Source organism: Streptomyces sp. NPDC057939 (assembly GCF_042887545.1).
Taxonomy (GTDB): domain Bacteria; phylum Actinomycetota; class Actinomycetes; order Streptomycetales; family Streptomycetaceae; genus Streptomyces.
The window spans coordinates 26,746-43,401 of the sequence record NZ_JBHVPG010000014.1 but is presented as its reverse complement, the minus strand read 5'-3'; the positions used below and the strand labels follow the sequence as shown (position 1 = coordinate 43,401).

The following is a 16,656-nucleotide window of genomic DNA, read 5'->3' as shown; positions in this document are numbered from 1 at the left end:
GGCGGTCAGGTCCGGGCGGTCGCGCGGTCGGCGAGTGCGCCGGCGAGCCGGCGGGGGGTCGGGTGGCTGAAGAGGGCGCTCGCCCGCAGCCCGCCGGCGGTGGGACGGACCTCCCGCAGCCGTGTGAGCAGGCGCATGGCGAGCAGGGACTGCCCGCCGTGGTCGAAGAAGTCGTCGTCGGGTCCGAGTCCGGGCGCGTCCAGGACCTCGCGGAACAGCGCCAGTACGGTGTCCAGGGGCTCCCCCGCACCGGATTCCGCTGCGCCGTCCGGTGTGCGCGTCGCCGGTGGATCCGCCCCGATCACCGATCCGGGTCCAGGTCCGGTCCCGGGTCCAGATCCGGATCCGGTCCCGGGCGGCGCCGTCGGCGTGGAGGCGTCGGTGCGGGCGGCCGCCGTGGTCGCCCATGCGGCCAGCCGCCGTTTGTCGACCTTGCCGTGCGGGTTCTTCGGCAGGACGGACACCCGGTACAGCACCCGGGGCACGGCCCAGTCCGGCAGCTGTGCCTCCAGGGGCGCCACCAGCGCGTCCCGACCGGTGCCCGTGAGGCGTACGGCCTCGCCGGGCGGCGGCGCCGTCGTCGGATCGGCCGGCACGGTGAACGCCCACAGGACGGTGCCGGTCCCCGGATCGGGGAAGACCACCGCCTGGTCGACGCCGGCCGCCTCGCACAGGGCGCGCTCCACCCGGGCCGGCTCCAACCGGTGTCCGCGGATCTTGATCTGGTCGTCGACCCGACCGAGGAAGACCAACTGCCCGTCGGCGTCGATCCGGCCCAGGTCACCCGTCATGTAGAGGCGGGCGCCCGGGTCGGCGGCGTACGGGTCGGGTACGAAGCGACGGGCGGTGGCCGCCTCGTCGTCGAGGAAGCCGCGCGCCAACAGCGGGCCACCGATGTGGATCTCCCCGCTCTCGCCGTCCGGTACGGGCCGGCCGTCCCGGCGGATGCTGATGTCGACGTCGCGCAGGGGCGTGCCGAGCGGCACCTCCTCGGCGTCGGCGGGCAGCGGCCCGGTGTGGAAGGTGGAGCTGACGGTGCATTCGGTGAGTCCGTAGACGTGGGCGAGGGCGGCGGGCTGCCGTGCCTGCCAGTCCCGGTAGCGGCGGGGGTCCATCCGTTCGCCGCCGACGACGACGGTGCGCAGGGTCCCGGGTGTGGTGGCGCCGCGGGTGTCGAGCCAGCGGGCGTACTCCAGCCAGTACTGGGTGGAGAGTTCCACCACGGTGGTCCGGGTCCGGGCCAGGGTGAGGTGCAGTTCCTCGGCGTCGAGGGCGCGGGTGTCCTCGCGGCACACGACGGCCGCGCCGACGGCGAAGGCGGGGAACACCTCCTCGATCAGGACGTCGAAGCCCAGCGAGGCCACCTGGAGCCAGCGGTCGCCCGGTGTCAGCCCGAGCCGTTCCGCGACCGCGTGCGCGAACCGGCTCAGCGCGTCCCGCTCGATGACGGTGCCCTTGGGCCGGCCGGTGGAGCCGGAGGTGAACAGTACGTACGCCACGTCGGACCCGGTGGCGCGCCGAGCCTGCCGAGTCCCGTCCGCGGCGCCGGCCCCGGATCCGCCGCCGTCCCCGTCCGGGTCGTCGGGTACGTACGCCCCGTCGGGTACGTACGCCCCGTCGGGTACGTACGCCCCCTCCGGTGCGTGGCGGCCGTCGCCCAGCCACACCGTCGCGGCGGTACGGACGACCAGCTCCGCGCGGGCCGCCGGAGGCAGGCGGTCGTCGAGAACCGTGAATCCGGCTCCGGCCTTCAGGGCGGCGAGCATGCCGAGCACGGTGCGCGCGGGGTCGCCGAAGGCCAGGCCCACCAGCTTCCCCGGGGCGGCGCCGCGCCCGGCGAGGGAGGCCGCCCAGGTGTCGGTGAGCCGGTCCGCGTCTTGGTAGGACAGCACCCGTCGCGGGGTCACGAGGGCGGGCCCGTCGGCGTGGTCGCGGACCGCGAGGTCCCACCGGTCGAGCACGTCGGGCCCGGTCACGGCCGTCACCGTCGGGCCCCCCGGGTCCGCAGGAAGTCCGACAGTCCGGCGAGACCGGCCCGGAAGTCCTCCTCGGGGCCGCCGAAACCGAGCCGGGCGCCGTGCGGCATGCCGAACGCGGTGCCGGGCACCAGCAGGGTGCGGTGGCGGGCGAGCAGTTCCAGGCAGAAGCGCTCCACCGCCTCCGGTCCGGCCTGCGCGCGCTCCAGTTCGCGGAAGACGGGCAGCGCGCAGACACCGCCCTCGGGCGGCGTCCAGCGGACCTGGTCGGCGTGCCGGGCCATCCAGTCCGTCAGGTGCGCGAGGTTGCGCCGGGCCTCGGCCGCCCGCGTGCCGATCAGCTCGTCGGCGTGGCGCATGGCCCGCTCGGCGATCAGTTCGACCAGCGGCGAGAGGAACAGGGTGGTCCGGTCGCGCAGCGGGAAGGTGGCGGTGATCAGCTCCTTCGGCGCCACGGCCCAGCCCACGCGCAGGCCCGGCAGGCCGAACGTCTTGGAGAAGGTGCCGTAGGACACCGTGTGCCCGCCGTCGGCCCCGGGGTCGGGGAGCACCTCCCATCGGTGGGCGATCTCGGCGGTGGCGGCGTCCCACACGAGCACCGCGCCGGTCTCGGCGGTCCGTTCCGTCAGGGCCTTGAGTCCCTGGGTGGACAGGGTCACGCCGGTGGGGTTGTGCGGGAAGTTGACGATCACGGCCGCGGTTCCGGGCGTGATGACGTCGGCCAGCACGCCGGGGTCGATCCCGCCGTCGCGCACCGCGCGCGCCGGCAGTTCGACCACGTCGCAGCCCGCCGCCCGGGGGTAGTGGCCCAGGGAGTGGTAGATGCCCTCCTGGACGACGACCCGGTCGCCGGGTCCCAGCAGTGTGCTCAGGGTCAGTGAGATGGCCTCGCTGGACCCGTGGGTGACCAGGACCCGGTCGGCGTCGCCGCCCGCGTACCGGTCGGCGACGGCCCGGCGGATGCCGGCGCCGCCCTGGGAGACGCTGTCGTCCATGACGATCGCGTCGAGGTCGTCGACCGGGATCCGGCACAGGTCGCGTATCTCGGCGAAGGTGTAGGGATGGACGCCGCTGGAGCTGATGTCGTGGATGTCGGGGCCGAGGTGGCGGCGGTACCACTCCTCCAGCACCGGGGGTTCTTCACGCCGCGGACGCAGACTGCTCATGGCTGTGCAACTGTCCCTTCTCTACCCCTGACGGGCTTCCCGCCACCAGCGCTGCCCGGAGAGCGGGAGCGTGTCGATGGGGTCGTAGTAGTGGTAGGAGCCGCTGTGGGCGTCCGGGTCGGCCGCCTCCAGCGGGGTGAGGTAGCTCTTGCTCCAGTGCGACACCCCGAGGTCGCGGTCGTAGGCGTCGACCTGGTCGACCCACCGCTTGCCGGCCATCGGTACGTCGCACACGAGGCGCGGGGTGGAGAATCCCGGCAGGTAGCCCATGATCTGACGTTGGATCAGCTGTGCGCGGTGCAGCGGCACCCGCCAGTGCTCGGCGTTCGGGATCATGTCGCACATGTAGAAGTAGTACGGAGTGATTCCGGCGTGGTCGACGAGCGCGAAGCACAGGTCGAGCAGGTCGTGGGCGTTGTCGTTGATGCCGCGCATCAACACGCCCTGGTTGCGCACGTCGTGCAGGCCGGCGCCGAGGAGGGCCCAGGCGGCCCGCGCCACCGCGGGCGTCACCTGCTGCGCGGCGTTGGCGTGGGTGTGCAGTGCGATGCGGACGCCGCGGGCGCGGGCCTTGTGGGCCAGCCGCTCGACGCCGTCCAGCACCGGGCCGGAGTTCCAGTACTGGGGCAGGCCGATCAGCCCCTTGCTGGCGAGCCGGATGTCGCGGATCGAGTCGATGTCCAACAGGCCGTCCACGAAGCGTTCGAGTCGTGGCCAGGGCAGGTTGGCGAGGTCGCCCCCGGACACCACCACGTCCCGGATGCCGGGCGATGAACGCAGGTGGCCCAGGATCCGGTCGGCCCGGTCGACCGGCTTGAGTTGGAGTTTGTTCTTGGTGACCTGGGGGGTGGAGGTCCCCACCAGGTCCATGCGGGTGCAGTGCCCGCAGTACTGGGGGCAGGTCGACAGCAGTTCCGCCAGCACCTTGGTGGGGTAGCGGTGGGTGAGGCCCTCCACGACCCACATGTCCTGCTCGTGCAGGGAGTCCCGGTCGGCCATCGGGTGCGAGGGCCACCGGGGATGCCGGTCGGAGAACACCGGCAGCATGTAGCGGCGTACCGGGTCGTCGTAGAAGGCCTTGGTCAGCTCGCCGGGGCGGGCCGCCGCGGTGTCGGGTGCGATGGTGTTGAGCATTTGGGGCGGCAGCAGCACCGACATGGTGGCCCGGTGCAGCCGGTCCTGTTCCCAGTCCTCGTAGAACCGCTCGTCGAGCAGGTCGCCGACGACGGCGCGCAGTCCCTTCGCGTCCTTGACGCAGTGGGCGCGCTGCCACTGCGGGTCCGCCCACTCGGCCTCGGTGACCGCCCGCCATCCGGGCAGGCGCCGCCAATCCGGCTCCACGAGCGGACTGTTCCGGTACTCGTAGACCCCTTCGAGCCGCGCTGACTCCGTCTGGACGTGTGCTGTGTCCACCAGCCCGCCACCCATTCCCGTCGGTTTCGGCCGTATCGGCTTACGGGAACCGATCTTGCAGAGCCCCGGCGTTGTACACGAGGGCGTGTTGTACGGGGCACTGGGGTCGATTGCCCCTGTACAACATGGCGCCGAAGGCGGATGGTTGTACGGCCAACGAACGGCGGCGATCCTGTACGGCACAACGTGTCGCGACAAGAAGCGGAACGTTCGGGGAACGCCCCGGGACGGGCTGTCCGGAACGGCGGGCCGGCCCGGCCCGATTAGGACGAACCCGCCCTCCGAGTGGCCGGATCCATCGACTGCCGATTGATGGAAATGTCAGTGGCATGTACCAATGTCCGAGAGGTCCGGTGCGGTGTCTTTCGGTCGCCTCCGGGCCCTCGAACCGGTCCTCTTCGCGGACCCGTGCGCCACTGACCAGGTTGTACGGCACCACAGAACATGCGCTTCGCTCGTCACCATTCATCACCAGGGGAGAAGCATGCCCAGGCCAGAGCGGTTGTTAGACCCCACAGCCGGACCGCTGGAGGAGTTCGCCCACACACTGCGCGGCCTGCGGAGGCAGGCCGGCAACCCCTCGTACCGGACCATGGCGAAACGTGCCCACTACTCCGTGGCCACCCTCTCGGAGGCGGCTCGCGGACTGCACAAGCCCTCCCTGAAGGTGACCCTCGCCTACGTGGCCGCCTGCGGGGGCGATCCGGAGCCGTGGACCCGCCGCTGGCACCGCCTCAGCAGCGAACTGGAGGCGCGCGACAACCCCGCCCGGGGCCAGCCGCGCGGCGCCGGCCGGCCCGCTCACTCCGCACCGGGCGGCGGCCGCCGTCCCGGGCCGGGCGAGGCCCCCACGACGACCCGTCGGCCCGAGCCGCGTGCCGCCGCCCGGGCCGTGGCCCCGCCCGTCGCCGCCGCGCGCCGGCCCGCCGGGGACGCGTTGACCGCCGGCGAGCGGGCGGAGCTGCGGCGGCTGCGCAGCGAGGTGGAGCAACTCAGGCACGCCAACGCGGTGTTGAAGGCGGCATCGGCGATCTTCGCGGCGGATCTCCGCACAAACTCTCAGGTCGTGTACAACCCGGACGGGCGACAAGATCCGTAGGCGAGACCGGACGCCGAGCGCCCTGCGGGCCCGAGGCGGAACCGGCGGATCCCGACCGACCTTTGGGGACTGACATGCGTGTGCTCGGAGTCAACGGCTGGCCCGGCGCCAGCCACGACGGTGCGGCCTGCCTCGTCGTGGACGGCGAAGTCATCGCCCTGGCCGAGGAGGAGCGCTTCACCCGCCACAAGCACGCCTACGGGGAAGCTCCGCTCAACGCCGCCGCCTACTGCCTCGCGGAGGGCGGTCTCACCCTGGACGACATCGACGTGGTCGCCCACGGGTGGGACCTGCCCACCCTCTTCGCGGACCGTGGTCTGGACTGGTTCGACACCGACGCCGACTGCCTGGAACACCTGCTGCCCAAGGCACTGTTCCCGCGCTCCCGCGACCCGCGGCTGACCTTCGTCGGCCACCACATCGCCCACGCCGCCAGCGCCTACCACCTCTCCGGGCGCGAACGCGGCGCGATCCTCGTCCTCGACGGCCAGGGCGAGAACGAGAGCACCACCCTGGCCGTCGGCATCGACGGCGAGATCAAGACGCTGCGCGCCCACTCCCCCGGCTGGTCGCTCGGCTACTTCTACGCCGCCGTCTGCGAGTACGCCGGGCTCGGCGCGGACGCCGCGGGCAAGATGATGGGCCTGGCCTCCTACGGCACCCCCGGGGACCTCACCTTCGCCGGCGCCATCGGCTTCTCCGACGAGGACTTCACCATCGGCGTCGTCCCGCCCGACCTGCGCTCCACGGGCACGACGGACGAGGAGACGGCCACCATCCGGTACTGGCTGGAGCACCTGGAGAAGGCCCTCCCCGCCGCGCCCAACCGCGTGGTGCGGCGCTTCGACGCGCGCGCCGGCCACTACGTCAAGGTCACCGATCGGGACCCCTTCGAGTACCGCGACGTCGCCGCCACCGCGCAGGCCGCGCTGGAGCGGGCCGTCATGGGCCTGGTGCGCGGACTCCTGAGGGAGACCGGTGAGACCACGCTCCTGATCGCCGGTGGTGTCGGCTTCAACGCCACCCTCAACGGCAAGATCATGCGGATGCCGGAGGTCCGGGACCTCTTCGTGCAGCCCCTCGCCGGCGACCAGGGCGTCTCCCTCGGCGCAGCGGTCTGGGTCGCCGCCCAGGAGGGCGACCGGATCCTCCCCATGACGGGCTCGGTCGCCTGGGGACCGCAGTGGTCCCCCGACGAGGTGCGCCACGTCCTGGACGCCTCCGGCACCGCCTACTCCGAGCCCGCGGACATAGCCGCCGCCACCGCCGACGTACTGGCCGCGGGCGGGGTCTGCGGCTGGTTCCAGGGCCGCGCCGAGGGCGGTCCCCGTGCGCTGGGCCACCGCAGCATGGTCGCCGTGCCCGACCCCGAGTCCACCCGCGACCGGGTCAACGTCCGCATCAAGGACCGCGAGGCGTGGCGCCCGTTCGCCCCCAGCATGCAGGAGGAGGCCGCCGAGGCCCTCATCGGAACCTCCACCCCGCTGCCGTACATGATCGTCACCACCCCGGTGACCGAGGCCGGGGCCGCGGCCATGCCCGCCGTCGTCCACAGCGACCGCACCACCCGGCCGCAGACCGTCTCCGCGGCGGTCGACCCGCTCTACCACCGCCTCATCGGAGAGGTCGGCCGGCACACCGGGACCGCCGTGATCATGAACACCTCCTTCAACGGGCGCGACGAGCCGGTGGTGTGCGGCCCGCGCGACGCACTGGCGACCTTCCACCGGCTGCCGCTGGACGCCCTCGCCCTCGGGCCGTTCCTGATACGCCGCTCCCCCGGATCCCTCGGGGAGGCCGGCGCGTGACCGCCCCCGTACGTCCGCACGGCACCGGACCGGCCCCGGCCCCGGCGACCGGAGCGTCACCACCGCACACCCCGACCTCCGACCCGGCCGCCCCGTCGGCGCAGGAGGTCCGCGTCAGGCTCGTGGAATGGCTCGCCGAGGCGGTCCTGACCCCCGACGCCGACCTCAGCGCCCCCCTGCGCGACCTCGGAGTGGACTCCCTCGACCTGATCCGCACCGCCCGTCGCGTCGAGTCGGCCTTCGGTGTCCGGGTGCAGCTGCGCGAGCTGTTCGCCCCCGAGCTGACCACCGCCCGCCTCGCCGCGCTGGTCGCCGAACGGGCCGCCCTGCGCGGTGCGACCGAGGCCGCGCCGCCCGGCGCCGCCCACGCCCCGGTCGTCCTCACGCCCTCCCAGGAACAGGCCTGGGAGGAGCAGACGGGCGAGCGCGGCCAGTGGAACCAGGCCCTGCTCCTCACCACCCGGCCGGACGTCGACCCCGACCTCTTCGCCGAGGCCGTCCGACGCCTGGTCGCCGGACACGCCTCACTGCGCCTCGTCGTCGAGGAACGCCCGGCCCGGCGGCCCCGCCAACGGACGGCGGCGCTGTCCACGGACGACCCCGCGGACGCGGCGCTCGGCCCGGCGCTCGACACCGTCGACGTGCGGGAGGTCGCCGACGCGGACCTCGCCGCCGCGATCACCCTGCGGTGCGCGGTCGAGCAGCGCTGCCCGGACCCGTACGCCGGCCGCGTGGCCCGCTTCGTCCGCTTCGACGCGGGCCCGTCCCGGCCCGGCCGGCTGCTGATCGTCGTCCACCAGCTCGCGATCGACATGGTCTCGTGGTCCGTGCTGCTCGCGGACCTGGAGGAGGTGTACGCGGCGCTGGAGGCGGGCCGGTCCGACGTGTGGCCCGTCGAGGGCACTTCCTACCCCGAGTGGGCGCGGGCCCTCGCGGCCCACGCCCGCACCCCCGAGGCGGAGGAGCAGGCGCAGTGGTGGACGGACGTGGCCCGAACGCCCGTCGCCCTGCCCCCGGACCGCCCCGTGGCCGACGCGCGGGCCGTGAACACCGCCGCCACCGCGGCCACCCACCGCGAGGAGTTCCCCGCGGAGCTCACCGCCCGGCTCCACACGGCGGCCCGCGCCCACCGCGCCCACCCGGGCGACCTCGTCCTGCACGCCCTGGGCGAGGTGCTGGCCGAACGGCTCGACGAACCGGCGGTCCGCGTGGACGTCCTGCGCCACGGCCGCGAGGAGGCCGTCGGCGACACGCAACTGGCACGCACCACGGGCTGGTTCACCACCACGGTGCCCGTCCGCCTCGATCTCGCGCCCGGCGCTCCCGCCGAGCGTCTCGCCCGGACCGTGGGCCACCTCGCGGCCCTCCCGGGCGGCGGCGTGGGTCACGGCGCGCTCGCGCGACACGGCCGGCCGCGCATCGCCGCGGTCCTGCGGGCCGCCCCGCCCAGCAACGTCTCCTTCGACTTCGAGGGCGACGACGCCGACGCGCTGCCCCTGGGCACCCTGCTGCCGGACGTGGCCCCGGAGCCGGTCGGCGACATCACGGCCCCGCACTGGACGCGCCCGCACCCGGTCGAGGTCATCGCCACCACCGAGGACGGGACGCTGCGCGTCGAGTGGTGGTACTCCACCGCCCTGTACGGGGAGACGACCGTGCGCGATCTCGCCTCCCGGCACCGGGAGGCCCTCACCGCCCTCCTCCACGCCCTGGCCGGGTCCGACGAGGCCGCCCGGGTCGACGCCTTCGGACCTCGCCGGGTCGTCCCCTTCGACCCGGGCACCCGCTGAACACCCCACGGACGGACCGGAAGACGCCTGCCATGACCCTGCCCAGTGTGCTGGACCCCTTCTTCGCCATCGCCCACGCGGACCCGGACCGGCCCGCAGTGGTCGACAACGGAGTGACCGTCGGATACGGCCAACTGGCGCGCTGGGCGGGAGCGGTGGCCGATCTGGTGGCCACCCGCGGCCCGGCGGCCGGCGCGCCACCGGTGGCCATCCACACGCACCACAGCGTCCGCGACATCGCGGCGGTCCTCGGTACGCTCGCCGCCGGCCGTGGTTACGTCCCGGTCGGTGACGGCCCGGCCGGGCACGCCGACCGGGCCCTGCTCGCCCTCGGCTGCCGGGAGATCGTCGCCACCGCCGGGACCGAGCGGCTACCGGCCCTCGACCGCGTCCTGCGGCCCAACTGGGGCCGCTCGCAGGACCCGCTGCGCACGGCCGGCGAGCCGGTCCGGCCGCAGGATCCCGCGTACGTCCTGTTCACCTCGGGTTCCACCGGCGCCCCCAAGGCGGCCGTGGTCCCGCACGGCGCGCTGCACGCCGTCCTGCCGCACCTGCGCGGGCAGTACGGCGTCGGTCCCGGCACCGTCGCGCTCAATTTCCACCGGGTGGACGGCGACACGAGCCTGGAGGAGATCCTGCCGGTCCTGCTGTCCGGCGGGCTCGTCGTCCTCGACGAGGACAGCGAGGCGGACCTCGACCGGGTCCTGACCGATCACGAGGTCACCCTCGTCAACCTGCCCGTCGACTACTGGCACCTCTACACCTGCCACCTGTTGGACACCGGCCGCCCCCTGCCCCGCTCGGTCGAGACCGTCGTGATCGGCGGCGAGGCCGTCCGCCCCGACATGTTGGACCGCTGGCGGCGGCTCGGCGCCGATCACGTCGTCCTGCTCAACACCTACGGGTCCACCGAGACGACGCTGGTCACCCACAGCGCCGTCCTCGCCGGGCCGGGCGCCCCCGCCGGGTTCCCCGACGGACTGCCGATCGGCCGCCCGTTGCCCTCCGTGCGGCAGACCGTCGAGCCCCGGCCGGACGCCCCGCACGGTCCGGGTGAACTCCTGGTCTCGGGTCCGCAGTTGGCCACCGGGTACGTCGACGATCCGGAGCGCACCGCCGCCCGGTTCGTCGAGACCGACGCGGGCGGCGGCACCGAGCGGTGGTACCGCACCGGCGACCTGGTCACCGAGGCGGCCGACGGCTCGCTCGTCTTCCACGGCCGCATCGACCACCAGGTCAAGATCCGCGGGCACCGGGTGGACCTGCTGGACGTCGAAGGGGCCGTGGGCGGGCTCCCGGGTGTGACGGCCGTCGCCGCGGCCGCGCACGCCAAGGGCGATCACACGGCCCTGGTGGCCTTCGTGGTCCTGGCGCCCCCGGAGCCCGACGTACGGGACGCCGCCGGCGGGGCGGGACCGGAAGCCGCCGCGGCGGCCCTGCGCGAGCGGCTGCGGGCCACCGTGCCGGGCCCCTTCGTACCCGACCGGATCCTCGCGGTGCCCGAGCTGGTGCACACCCGCACCGGCAAGGTCGACCGCGCGGGCACCCGGGACCGGTACCTGTGAGCAACCGACTCTTCGACGCCTCCGTCGACCCCGCGGACCTGCCCGAGGCGGACGTCCGCGGCCCCTGGGCGTACCTGTGGTGGCTGGCCCGGATCCGCCCCTGGCCGCTCGTCCTCGCCGCCGTGCTCGGCGCCCTCTGGATGGTCCCCCTCGCGCTGATACCGCTGGTCATCGGACGCGCCATCGACGAGGCCGGCGAGTCGGGCGGGCAGGCCGGGCTGTACCTGTGGTCACTGCTCACCCTCGGCCTCGGCATCCTCCAGGCCGTCGCCGGCGCGGGCCTCATCCAGGCCGCCGTCGGCGCCGAGGCCCACGCCCTGTCGGTCACGCACCGCGTGCTGGTGCGGCAGGTCGTACGGCTCGGCGCCACCCTGCGCGACGAGGCCCGCTCGGGGGACGTGGCCGCCTCCGCCGCAGCCGACGTGGAGAGCATCGGCAACACCTTCGAGGTCGTCGGCCGCACCATCGGGGCGGTCGTCGCGGCCGTCCTGGTGGCCGTCGCCCTCACGGTCACCTCGCCGGTACTCGGGCTGGCCGTGCTCATCGGTGTCCCCGCCGCGGTCCTCGGGATCGGCCCGCTGCTGCGGCCGCTCCAGGAGCGCGACGAGGCCCAGCGCGAGCAGATGGGCATCGCCACCTCGCAGGCCGGCGACATCGTGGCGGGCCTGCGCATCCTGCGCGGCATCGGCGGCGAGGCCGGTTTCGCGGAGGGTTTCCGCCGCACGAGTCAGCGGGTCCGGCGGGCGGGCGAGTCGGCCGGGCGGATGGAGGCCTGGCTCCAGGCGGCCGGGGTCCTCCTTCCCGGTCTGGTCACCGTCGGCATCGTCTGGCTCGGTGCCCGCCTCGCGCTGGACGGCGCCATCACCGCCGGTGAACTCGTCGCGTTCTACGGCGCCTCCGCCTTCCTCACCCTTCCCGTCAGCACGGCCACCGAGGCCGCCGAGACCCTGAGCCTCGCCAAGGTCGCCGCCGGCCGCGTCTGCGCGCTGCTGCGGCGGGCCCCAGGCTCCGTCCGCCCCGAGCGACCCGAACCGTTGCCGGCCGGCGCCCTCGCGCTGACCGACCCGGCCACGGGCATCAGCGCGGCCGCCGGCCGGCTCACCGTGGTCACCGCGCCCGCCGACCGCACCGGTCGGCTGGCGGACCGGCTGAGCCGGCCCGGCGCCGCCGACGCCCCGGCCGTCCTGCTGGGCGGCGTACCCCTGGAACGGGCCGATCCCGACGAGCTCTCCGCGCGGCTGCTGCGTTCGGGACCGGCCGACGTCCTCTTCAGCGGCACCGTGCGGGAGGAGCTGACCGCCGGTTCCGCCCGGTCCCGGGAGGCCCTGGCCCGGGCCCTGTTCGCCGCCGACGCCGCCGACGTCGTCGGCCTGCTGCCCGGCGGCCTGGACGCCTGGTTGGACGAGGGGGGCCGCACCCTTTCCGGCGGGCAGCGCCAGCGGCTGGTCCTCGCCCGCGCCCTGCTCGCGGACACCGACCTGCTGGTCCTGGAGGATCCGACCGCCTCCGTCGACGCGCACACCGAGGCCCGGATCGTCGGCCGGGTCGCCGCCCTGCGCGCCGGCCGCACCACGGTCGTGTTCAGCGACAGCCCGCTGTGGCGGGGCGCCGCCGACCACGTGGTCCGCCTCGACGCCGAACCCGCCACCGGCGGCCCCGACCGCTCCGCGGGAGTGCCCTCATGACCACCACCCCCGTCCAGGCACCCGCCCCGGGGCCCGGCGCCGACACCGACCCGCAACCCACCGGTGGCCCCGGCGGCCGGTTGCCGCTCGCCGACCGGGCCGAGGTCCGGGCCTGGGTCGGCGCCTTCCTCCGCGGTGAGGCCCGCCGACTGGCCCTGACCTTCGCACTGTTCGCCGCCGCCCTGGTGGCCGGCCTGGTCGGCCCCCGGCTCCTGGGGCACCTGGTCGAGTCGGTCAAGGACGGCACCACCACCGGCCGGGTCGACGTGCTGGCCCTGGCCTTCGTCGCCGTCCTCGTCGGGCACGCCCTCCTCGCCCGCGCCGCCCGCACCCGGGCCACCCTGCTCGGCGAACGCGTCCTCGCCCGCACCCGCGAGAACTTCGTCCGCCGGATCCTCGGACTGCCGCTGTCCGAGGTGGAGGCGGTCGGCACCGGCGACCTGCTCAGCCGGGCCACCACCGATGCCGATCGACTGAACGAGAGCATCCGGCAGGCCGTCCCCCGCATCGCGCTGGCCGCCGTCACCCTGGTCTTCACCTTCGCGGCCATCCTGCTCACCTCGCCGCTCCTCGCCCTCGGCCTGCTGGCCGGCGTACCGTTCGCCGTCCTGTCGACGTGGTGGTACCGGCCGCGCGCCACCCGGGCCTACGAGCGGCTCCTCGCGCAGGAGGCCGACGTACTGGCCGTCACCCACGAGACCGCGCGCGGCGCGGCCACCGTCGAGGCCCTCGGGCTCGGCGGGCGCCAGATCAGGCGCCACGGCGCTGCCGTGGACCGGGTGGTGCGCACCCGGCAGCGCACCACCTGGCTCCAGACGATCTGGTTCCCGAGCCTGGACCTGGCCACGATGGTCCCGATGGCGCTCACCCTTCTGATCGGCGGACTCGCCTACCAGCGGGGCGAGGTGGGGCTGGCGGAGCTGACGGCGGTCGTGCTCTACGTGCAGGCCCTCGGCGAGCCCCTGAACGACCTGCTGACCTGGACCGACGAACTCCAGATCGGCAACGCCGCGCTCCGCCGCATCCTCGGGGTGGAACGCCTGCCCCGCGAGGTGCCGCAGCCGCCGGCGGCCACCGACGGCCACGCCATCAGCCTGCGGGGGGTGGACTTCGGCTACGGGGCCGGCCGTCAGGTCCTCACCGGCATCGACCTCGAAGTCGCCGCCGGCGAACGCCTGGTGGTCGTGGGTGCTTCCGGCGCGGGCAAGTCCACCCTCGGCAAGGTCCTCGCGGGCGTGCACCACGCCACGCGCGGGACCGTGCGGATCGGCGGCGCCGACGTCACCACCCTGCCGGTGGAGCAGCTGCGGCGGGAGATCGTGCTCGTCACCCAGGAACAGCACGTGTTCACCGGGACGGTGCGGGACAACCTGCTGCTGGCCCACGACGGCGCCGGGGACGAGGGCGAGGACGGGGCTGCGGACGCGCGGCTGTGGCAGGCGCTGGAAACCGTGCTCCTCGCGGACTGGGTGCGCTCCCTGCCCGACGGCCCGGACAGCGACATCGGGCCGGGCGCGGCCCTGGTGTCCCCGTCCCACGCCCAACAACTGGCGCTCGCCCGGCTGCTGTTGTCGGACCCGTACGCCCTGGTCCTCGACGAGGCCACCGCGCTGCTGGACTCCACGGCGTCGCGCCGGGTGGAGCGCTCGCTCGCCGCCCTGATCGAGGGACGTACGGTCATCTCGATCGTGCACCGACTGGAGTCCGTGCGCGACGCGGACCGCATCGCGGTCATGGACGGCGGAAGGATCGTCGAGCTGGGCAGCCACGACGAACTCCTGGCGGCCGACGGGGCCTACGCCGCCCTCTGGCGCTCGTGGGACGCGGCACGCCGCACCTGAACGGCGACCGGCCACACCCACGGCCACGCCGACGGCCGGCTCGTGGGCGGCGGCCTGCTCGCGGTCATCGCGCGGCGGCGGCCGCCCACTGTTCCAGCAGGTCGTCGGTGGTGACGACGGAGGCGACGAGGACGAGCGAGTTGCGGATCACCTCGGCGGTGCAGGAGGCGGGCACCCCCGCGATGGCGTCGGCCGGTACGACCACCCGGTAGCCGAGGTTCACGGCGTCGAAGACGGTGTTCGGGATCGCGATGTTCGAGGAGACCCCGGTGACGACGAGCGTGCGGACTCCGAGGTTGCGCAGCAGCGCGTCGAGGTCGGTACCCGCCATCGGGGAGAGCCCGTGGAGCCGGCGCACCACCAGGTCCTGCTCCGCCACGACGATCGGTGGCGCGATCTCCACCGCCCCGGTTCCGGTCAGCTGGCGCACGGGGAGTTTCCCGGCGGCGCGGAACAGTCGGGCGTTGGCGTTGGCCCCGCGTCCGTCGGGCCGCCGTTCGGCGACCGCGTGCACCACCTGCACGCCTGCCGCGCGCGCGGCGTCGGCCAGCGCGGCCACCCGGCCCAGCATCCCGGAGTCCCTGGCCTCCTTGGCCAGCTCGGGCAGGGCGCTCTCCTCGCCGACGACGCCGTTCTGGCATTCGACGGTGAGCAGCGCGGTGGTGGCGGGATCGAGATCCGGCATGGCTCCCCCTGGTGCGGCGACGGAAGAGCCCCCATGATTCCTGACACATAGTCAGATGTGAAGGGACGTGGGCGGATGGACGGCACCCAACGGCGGGGACGCCGCATCATGATGACCGACGGGGAGGTGGACGCCTTCCTGCGCGAACAGCGGACCTGCCGGGTGGCCACGGTCTCCCCCGACGGGCGCCCGCACGTGGGCGCGCTGTGGTTCGTCTGGGACGGCGAGTCGCTGTGGCTGTACTCGATCACGCGCAGCCGGCGCTGGTCCGACCTGCGCGCGGATCCCCGGATCTCGGTGGTCGTCGATTCCGGGGAGGCGTACGACGAACTGCGCGGGGTGGAGCTGTCCGGCAGCGTCACCTTCGTCGGCGAGGCGCCCCGGACCGGGGAGCCCTGCCCGGAACTGGCCGAGGCGGAGCGGCTCTTCCCGGTGAAGAACTTCGGCATCGAGGAGATGCCGCACGACGGTCGGCACGCATGGATCCGGCTCACCCCGGACTCGGTGGTGTCCTGGGACTTCCGCAAGATCTGACGGCGCGCGGCCCCGATCCCTCCGGGCCCGAGCAGCCCCCGCCCCCGAACCCGGACCTTCCGAGCGCGAGTTCGGCCGGGGGCGCCCGGTCCCGGACGACCGCCGGAGGCCGACATCCCTCACGGCCGGGCCCGCGCCGGCACTCCCGGACCCACCGGCGCCCCCGGACCGACCGGCGCCTCCCGCACCTGCGCGGCCGCCTCGCGCAGCGCCTCGACGGCGGCCCGGATCGAGGGCCTGCGGCCGGCGTCGGCCCGCCAGACGGCGTACACGTGTCGTCGTACGGTGTCGCAGACGGGGAGCAGCCTGACGCCGGGCGGTACGGGGCCCCGGCCCATCCGGGGCGTCACGCAGACGCCCAGCCCGGCCTCCACGAAGGCGAGCTGGGTGTGGTGCTCCTCGGCGATGTGACGGATGCGCGGCTCGATGCCGGTGCCCCGCAGCGTGAAGACGAGCCACTCGTGGCAGAACTGCCCCTCGTTCCAGGAGATCCAGTCGTCGTCGGCGAAGTCGGCGAGGGAGATTCCGGTGCGGTCGGCCAGCGGGTGTCCGGCGGGAACCGCGATGTCGACGCCGTCGTCCAGGAGGTGGGTACGGGTCAGCTCGCCCGGGACCGGCATGCGCTTGTTGTGCCAGTCGATGGCCAGGGCCATGTCGAGGTCCCCGCGCACGACGGCGGCCATGCTCTCCTCGGGCTCCCGCTCCCGTACGAGCACCCGCAGTTCGGGGTGCCCTTCGCGCAGGGACGTCAGGGCGCGGGGCAGCAGACCGCGCATGGCCGTCGGGAAGGCGCCCACCCGCAACTCCCCCACGGCGCAACCCCTTTGGGCCTCCACGTCGGCCTGGGCCAGCTCGACCTGCGAGATGATCCGGGCCGCGTGGTCCGCGAGCAGCCGCCCCGCGTCCGTGAGCCGGACCCCGCGCCCGTTCCTGGCGAGCAGGGGCTGCCCGACCTCCCGCTCCAGTTTGGCCATTTGCTGGGAGACGGCGGAGGTGGTCACGTGCAGACCACCGGCGGCCCCGCTGACCGAACCGTGGCGGGCGAGGGCGTCGAGGGTGCGCAGGCGCTCCAGGTTCAACATGTAAGCGATGCT

The 16,656-nt window shown here is 74.4% G+C and carries 12 protein-coding genes; 7 read left to right on the top strand and 5 right to left on the bottom strand.

Going from position 1 to position 16,656, the window contains the following annotated elements; all coding sequences use genetic code 11:
- Positions 1–5: 5 nt before the first annotated feature.
- The 3 genes from ACFVS6_RS17835 to ACFVS6_RS17825 are packed head-to-tail and all read right to left on the bottom strand — an operon-like array spanning position 6 to position 4,555.
- Positions 6–1,976: a non-ribosomal peptide synthetase gene (locus ACFVS6_RS17835; protein ID WP_389704768.1), complete on the bottom strand. Its 1,971-nt coding sequence runs from the start codon at positions 1,974–1,976 to the stop codon at positions 6–8.
- Between the two features lie 5 nt (positions 1,977–1,981).
- Positions 1,982–3,142, bottom strand: coding sequence for a capreomycidine synthase (gene vioD, locus ACFVS6_RS17830; protein ID WP_389704767.1), 1,161 nt, complete (start codon positions 3,140–3,142; stop codon positions 1,982–1,984).
- Positions 3,143–3,163: 21 nt separating this feature from the next.
- Positions 3,164–4,555 (bottom strand): KamA family radical SAM protein, encoded by a 1,392-nt coding sequence (locus ACFVS6_RS17825; protein WP_389704765.1) that lies wholly within the window; start codon positions 4,553–4,555, stop codon positions 3,164–3,166.
- Positions 4,556–5,057: 502 nt separating this feature from the next.
- On the opposite strand from ACFVS6_RS17825, the gene ACFVS6_RS17820 reads away from it, so the two are divergent.
- From ACFVS6_RS17820 to ACFVS6_RS17795, 6 genes are all read left to right on the top strand, one after another.
- Complete coding sequence (locus ACFVS6_RS17820) at positions 5,058–5,654, top strand: helix-turn-helix domain-containing protein (RefSeq protein WP_389704763.1); 597 nt, start codon at positions 5,058–5,060, stop codon at positions 5,652–5,654.
- A 74-nt stretch (positions 5,655–5,728) separates the two neighbouring features.
- Entirely contained in the window at positions 5,729–7,462 is a 1,734-nt protein-coding gene (locus ACFVS6_RS17815; RefSeq protein ID WP_389704762.1) for a carbamoyltransferase, read from the top strand.
- Entirely contained in the window at positions 7,459–9,252 is a 1,794-nt protein-coding gene (locus ACFVS6_RS17810; protein ID WP_389704760.1) for a condensation domain-containing protein, read from the top strand. Before ACFVS6_RS17815 ends, ACFVS6_RS17810 begins: the two co-directional genes overlap by 4 nt.
- A gap of 32 nt (positions 9,253–9,284) precedes the next feature.
- Positions 9,285–10,817: an AMP-binding protein gene (locus ACFVS6_RS17805; protein ID WP_389704758.1), complete on the top strand. Its 1,533-nt coding sequence runs from the start codon at positions 9,285–9,287 to the stop codon at positions 10,815–10,817.
- Positions 10,814–12,502: an ABC transporter transmembrane domain-containing protein gene (locus ACFVS6_RS17800; protein WP_389704756.1), complete on the top strand. Its 1,689-nt coding sequence runs from the start codon at positions 10,814–10,816 to the stop codon at positions 12,500–12,502. The genes ACFVS6_RS17805 and ACFVS6_RS17800 overlap by 4 nt, the downstream gene beginning before the upstream one ends.
- Complete coding sequence (locus tag ACFVS6_RS17795; RefSeq protein ID WP_389704755.1) at positions 12,499–14,343, top strand: ABC transporter ATP-binding protein; 1,845 nt, start codon at positions 12,499–12,501, stop codon at positions 14,341–14,343. The genes ACFVS6_RS17800 and ACFVS6_RS17795 overlap by 4 nt, the downstream gene beginning before the upstream one ends.
- A gap of 64 nt (positions 14,344–14,407) precedes the next feature.
- On the opposite strand, the gene ACFVS6_RS17790 is transcribed toward ACFVS6_RS17795, so the two are convergent.
- The gene (locus tag ACFVS6_RS17790; RefSeq protein WP_389704754.1) at positions 14,408–15,028 is read right to left on the bottom strand and encodes a cysteine hydrolase; all 621 of its coding nucleotides are present in this window, start codon (positions 15,026–15,028) and stop codon (positions 14,408–14,410) included.
- 75 nt (positions 15,029–15,103) lie between these two features.
- Between ACFVS6_RS17790 and ACFVS6_RS17785 the strand changes: the two genes are divergently transcribed.
- Positions 15,104–15,562 carry a pyridoxamine 5'-phosphate oxidase family protein gene (locus tag ACFVS6_RS17785; RefSeq protein ID WP_389704752.1) on the top strand — a complete coding sequence of 153 codons (459 nt, stop codon included), beginning with the start codon at positions 15,104–15,106 and terminating at the stop codon, positions 15,560–15,562.
- Positions 15,563–15,681: 119 nt separating this feature from the next.
- Here ACFVS6_RS17785 and ACFVS6_RS17780 read toward each other — a convergent pair whose 3' ends face one another.
- The gene (locus ACFVS6_RS17780; protein ID WP_389704751.1) at positions 15,682–16,644 is read right to left on the bottom strand and encodes a LysR family transcriptional regulator; all 963 of its coding nucleotides are present in this window, start codon (positions 16,642–16,644) and stop codon (positions 15,682–15,684) included.
- Between the last annotated feature and the right edge of the window lie 12 nt (positions 16,645–16,656).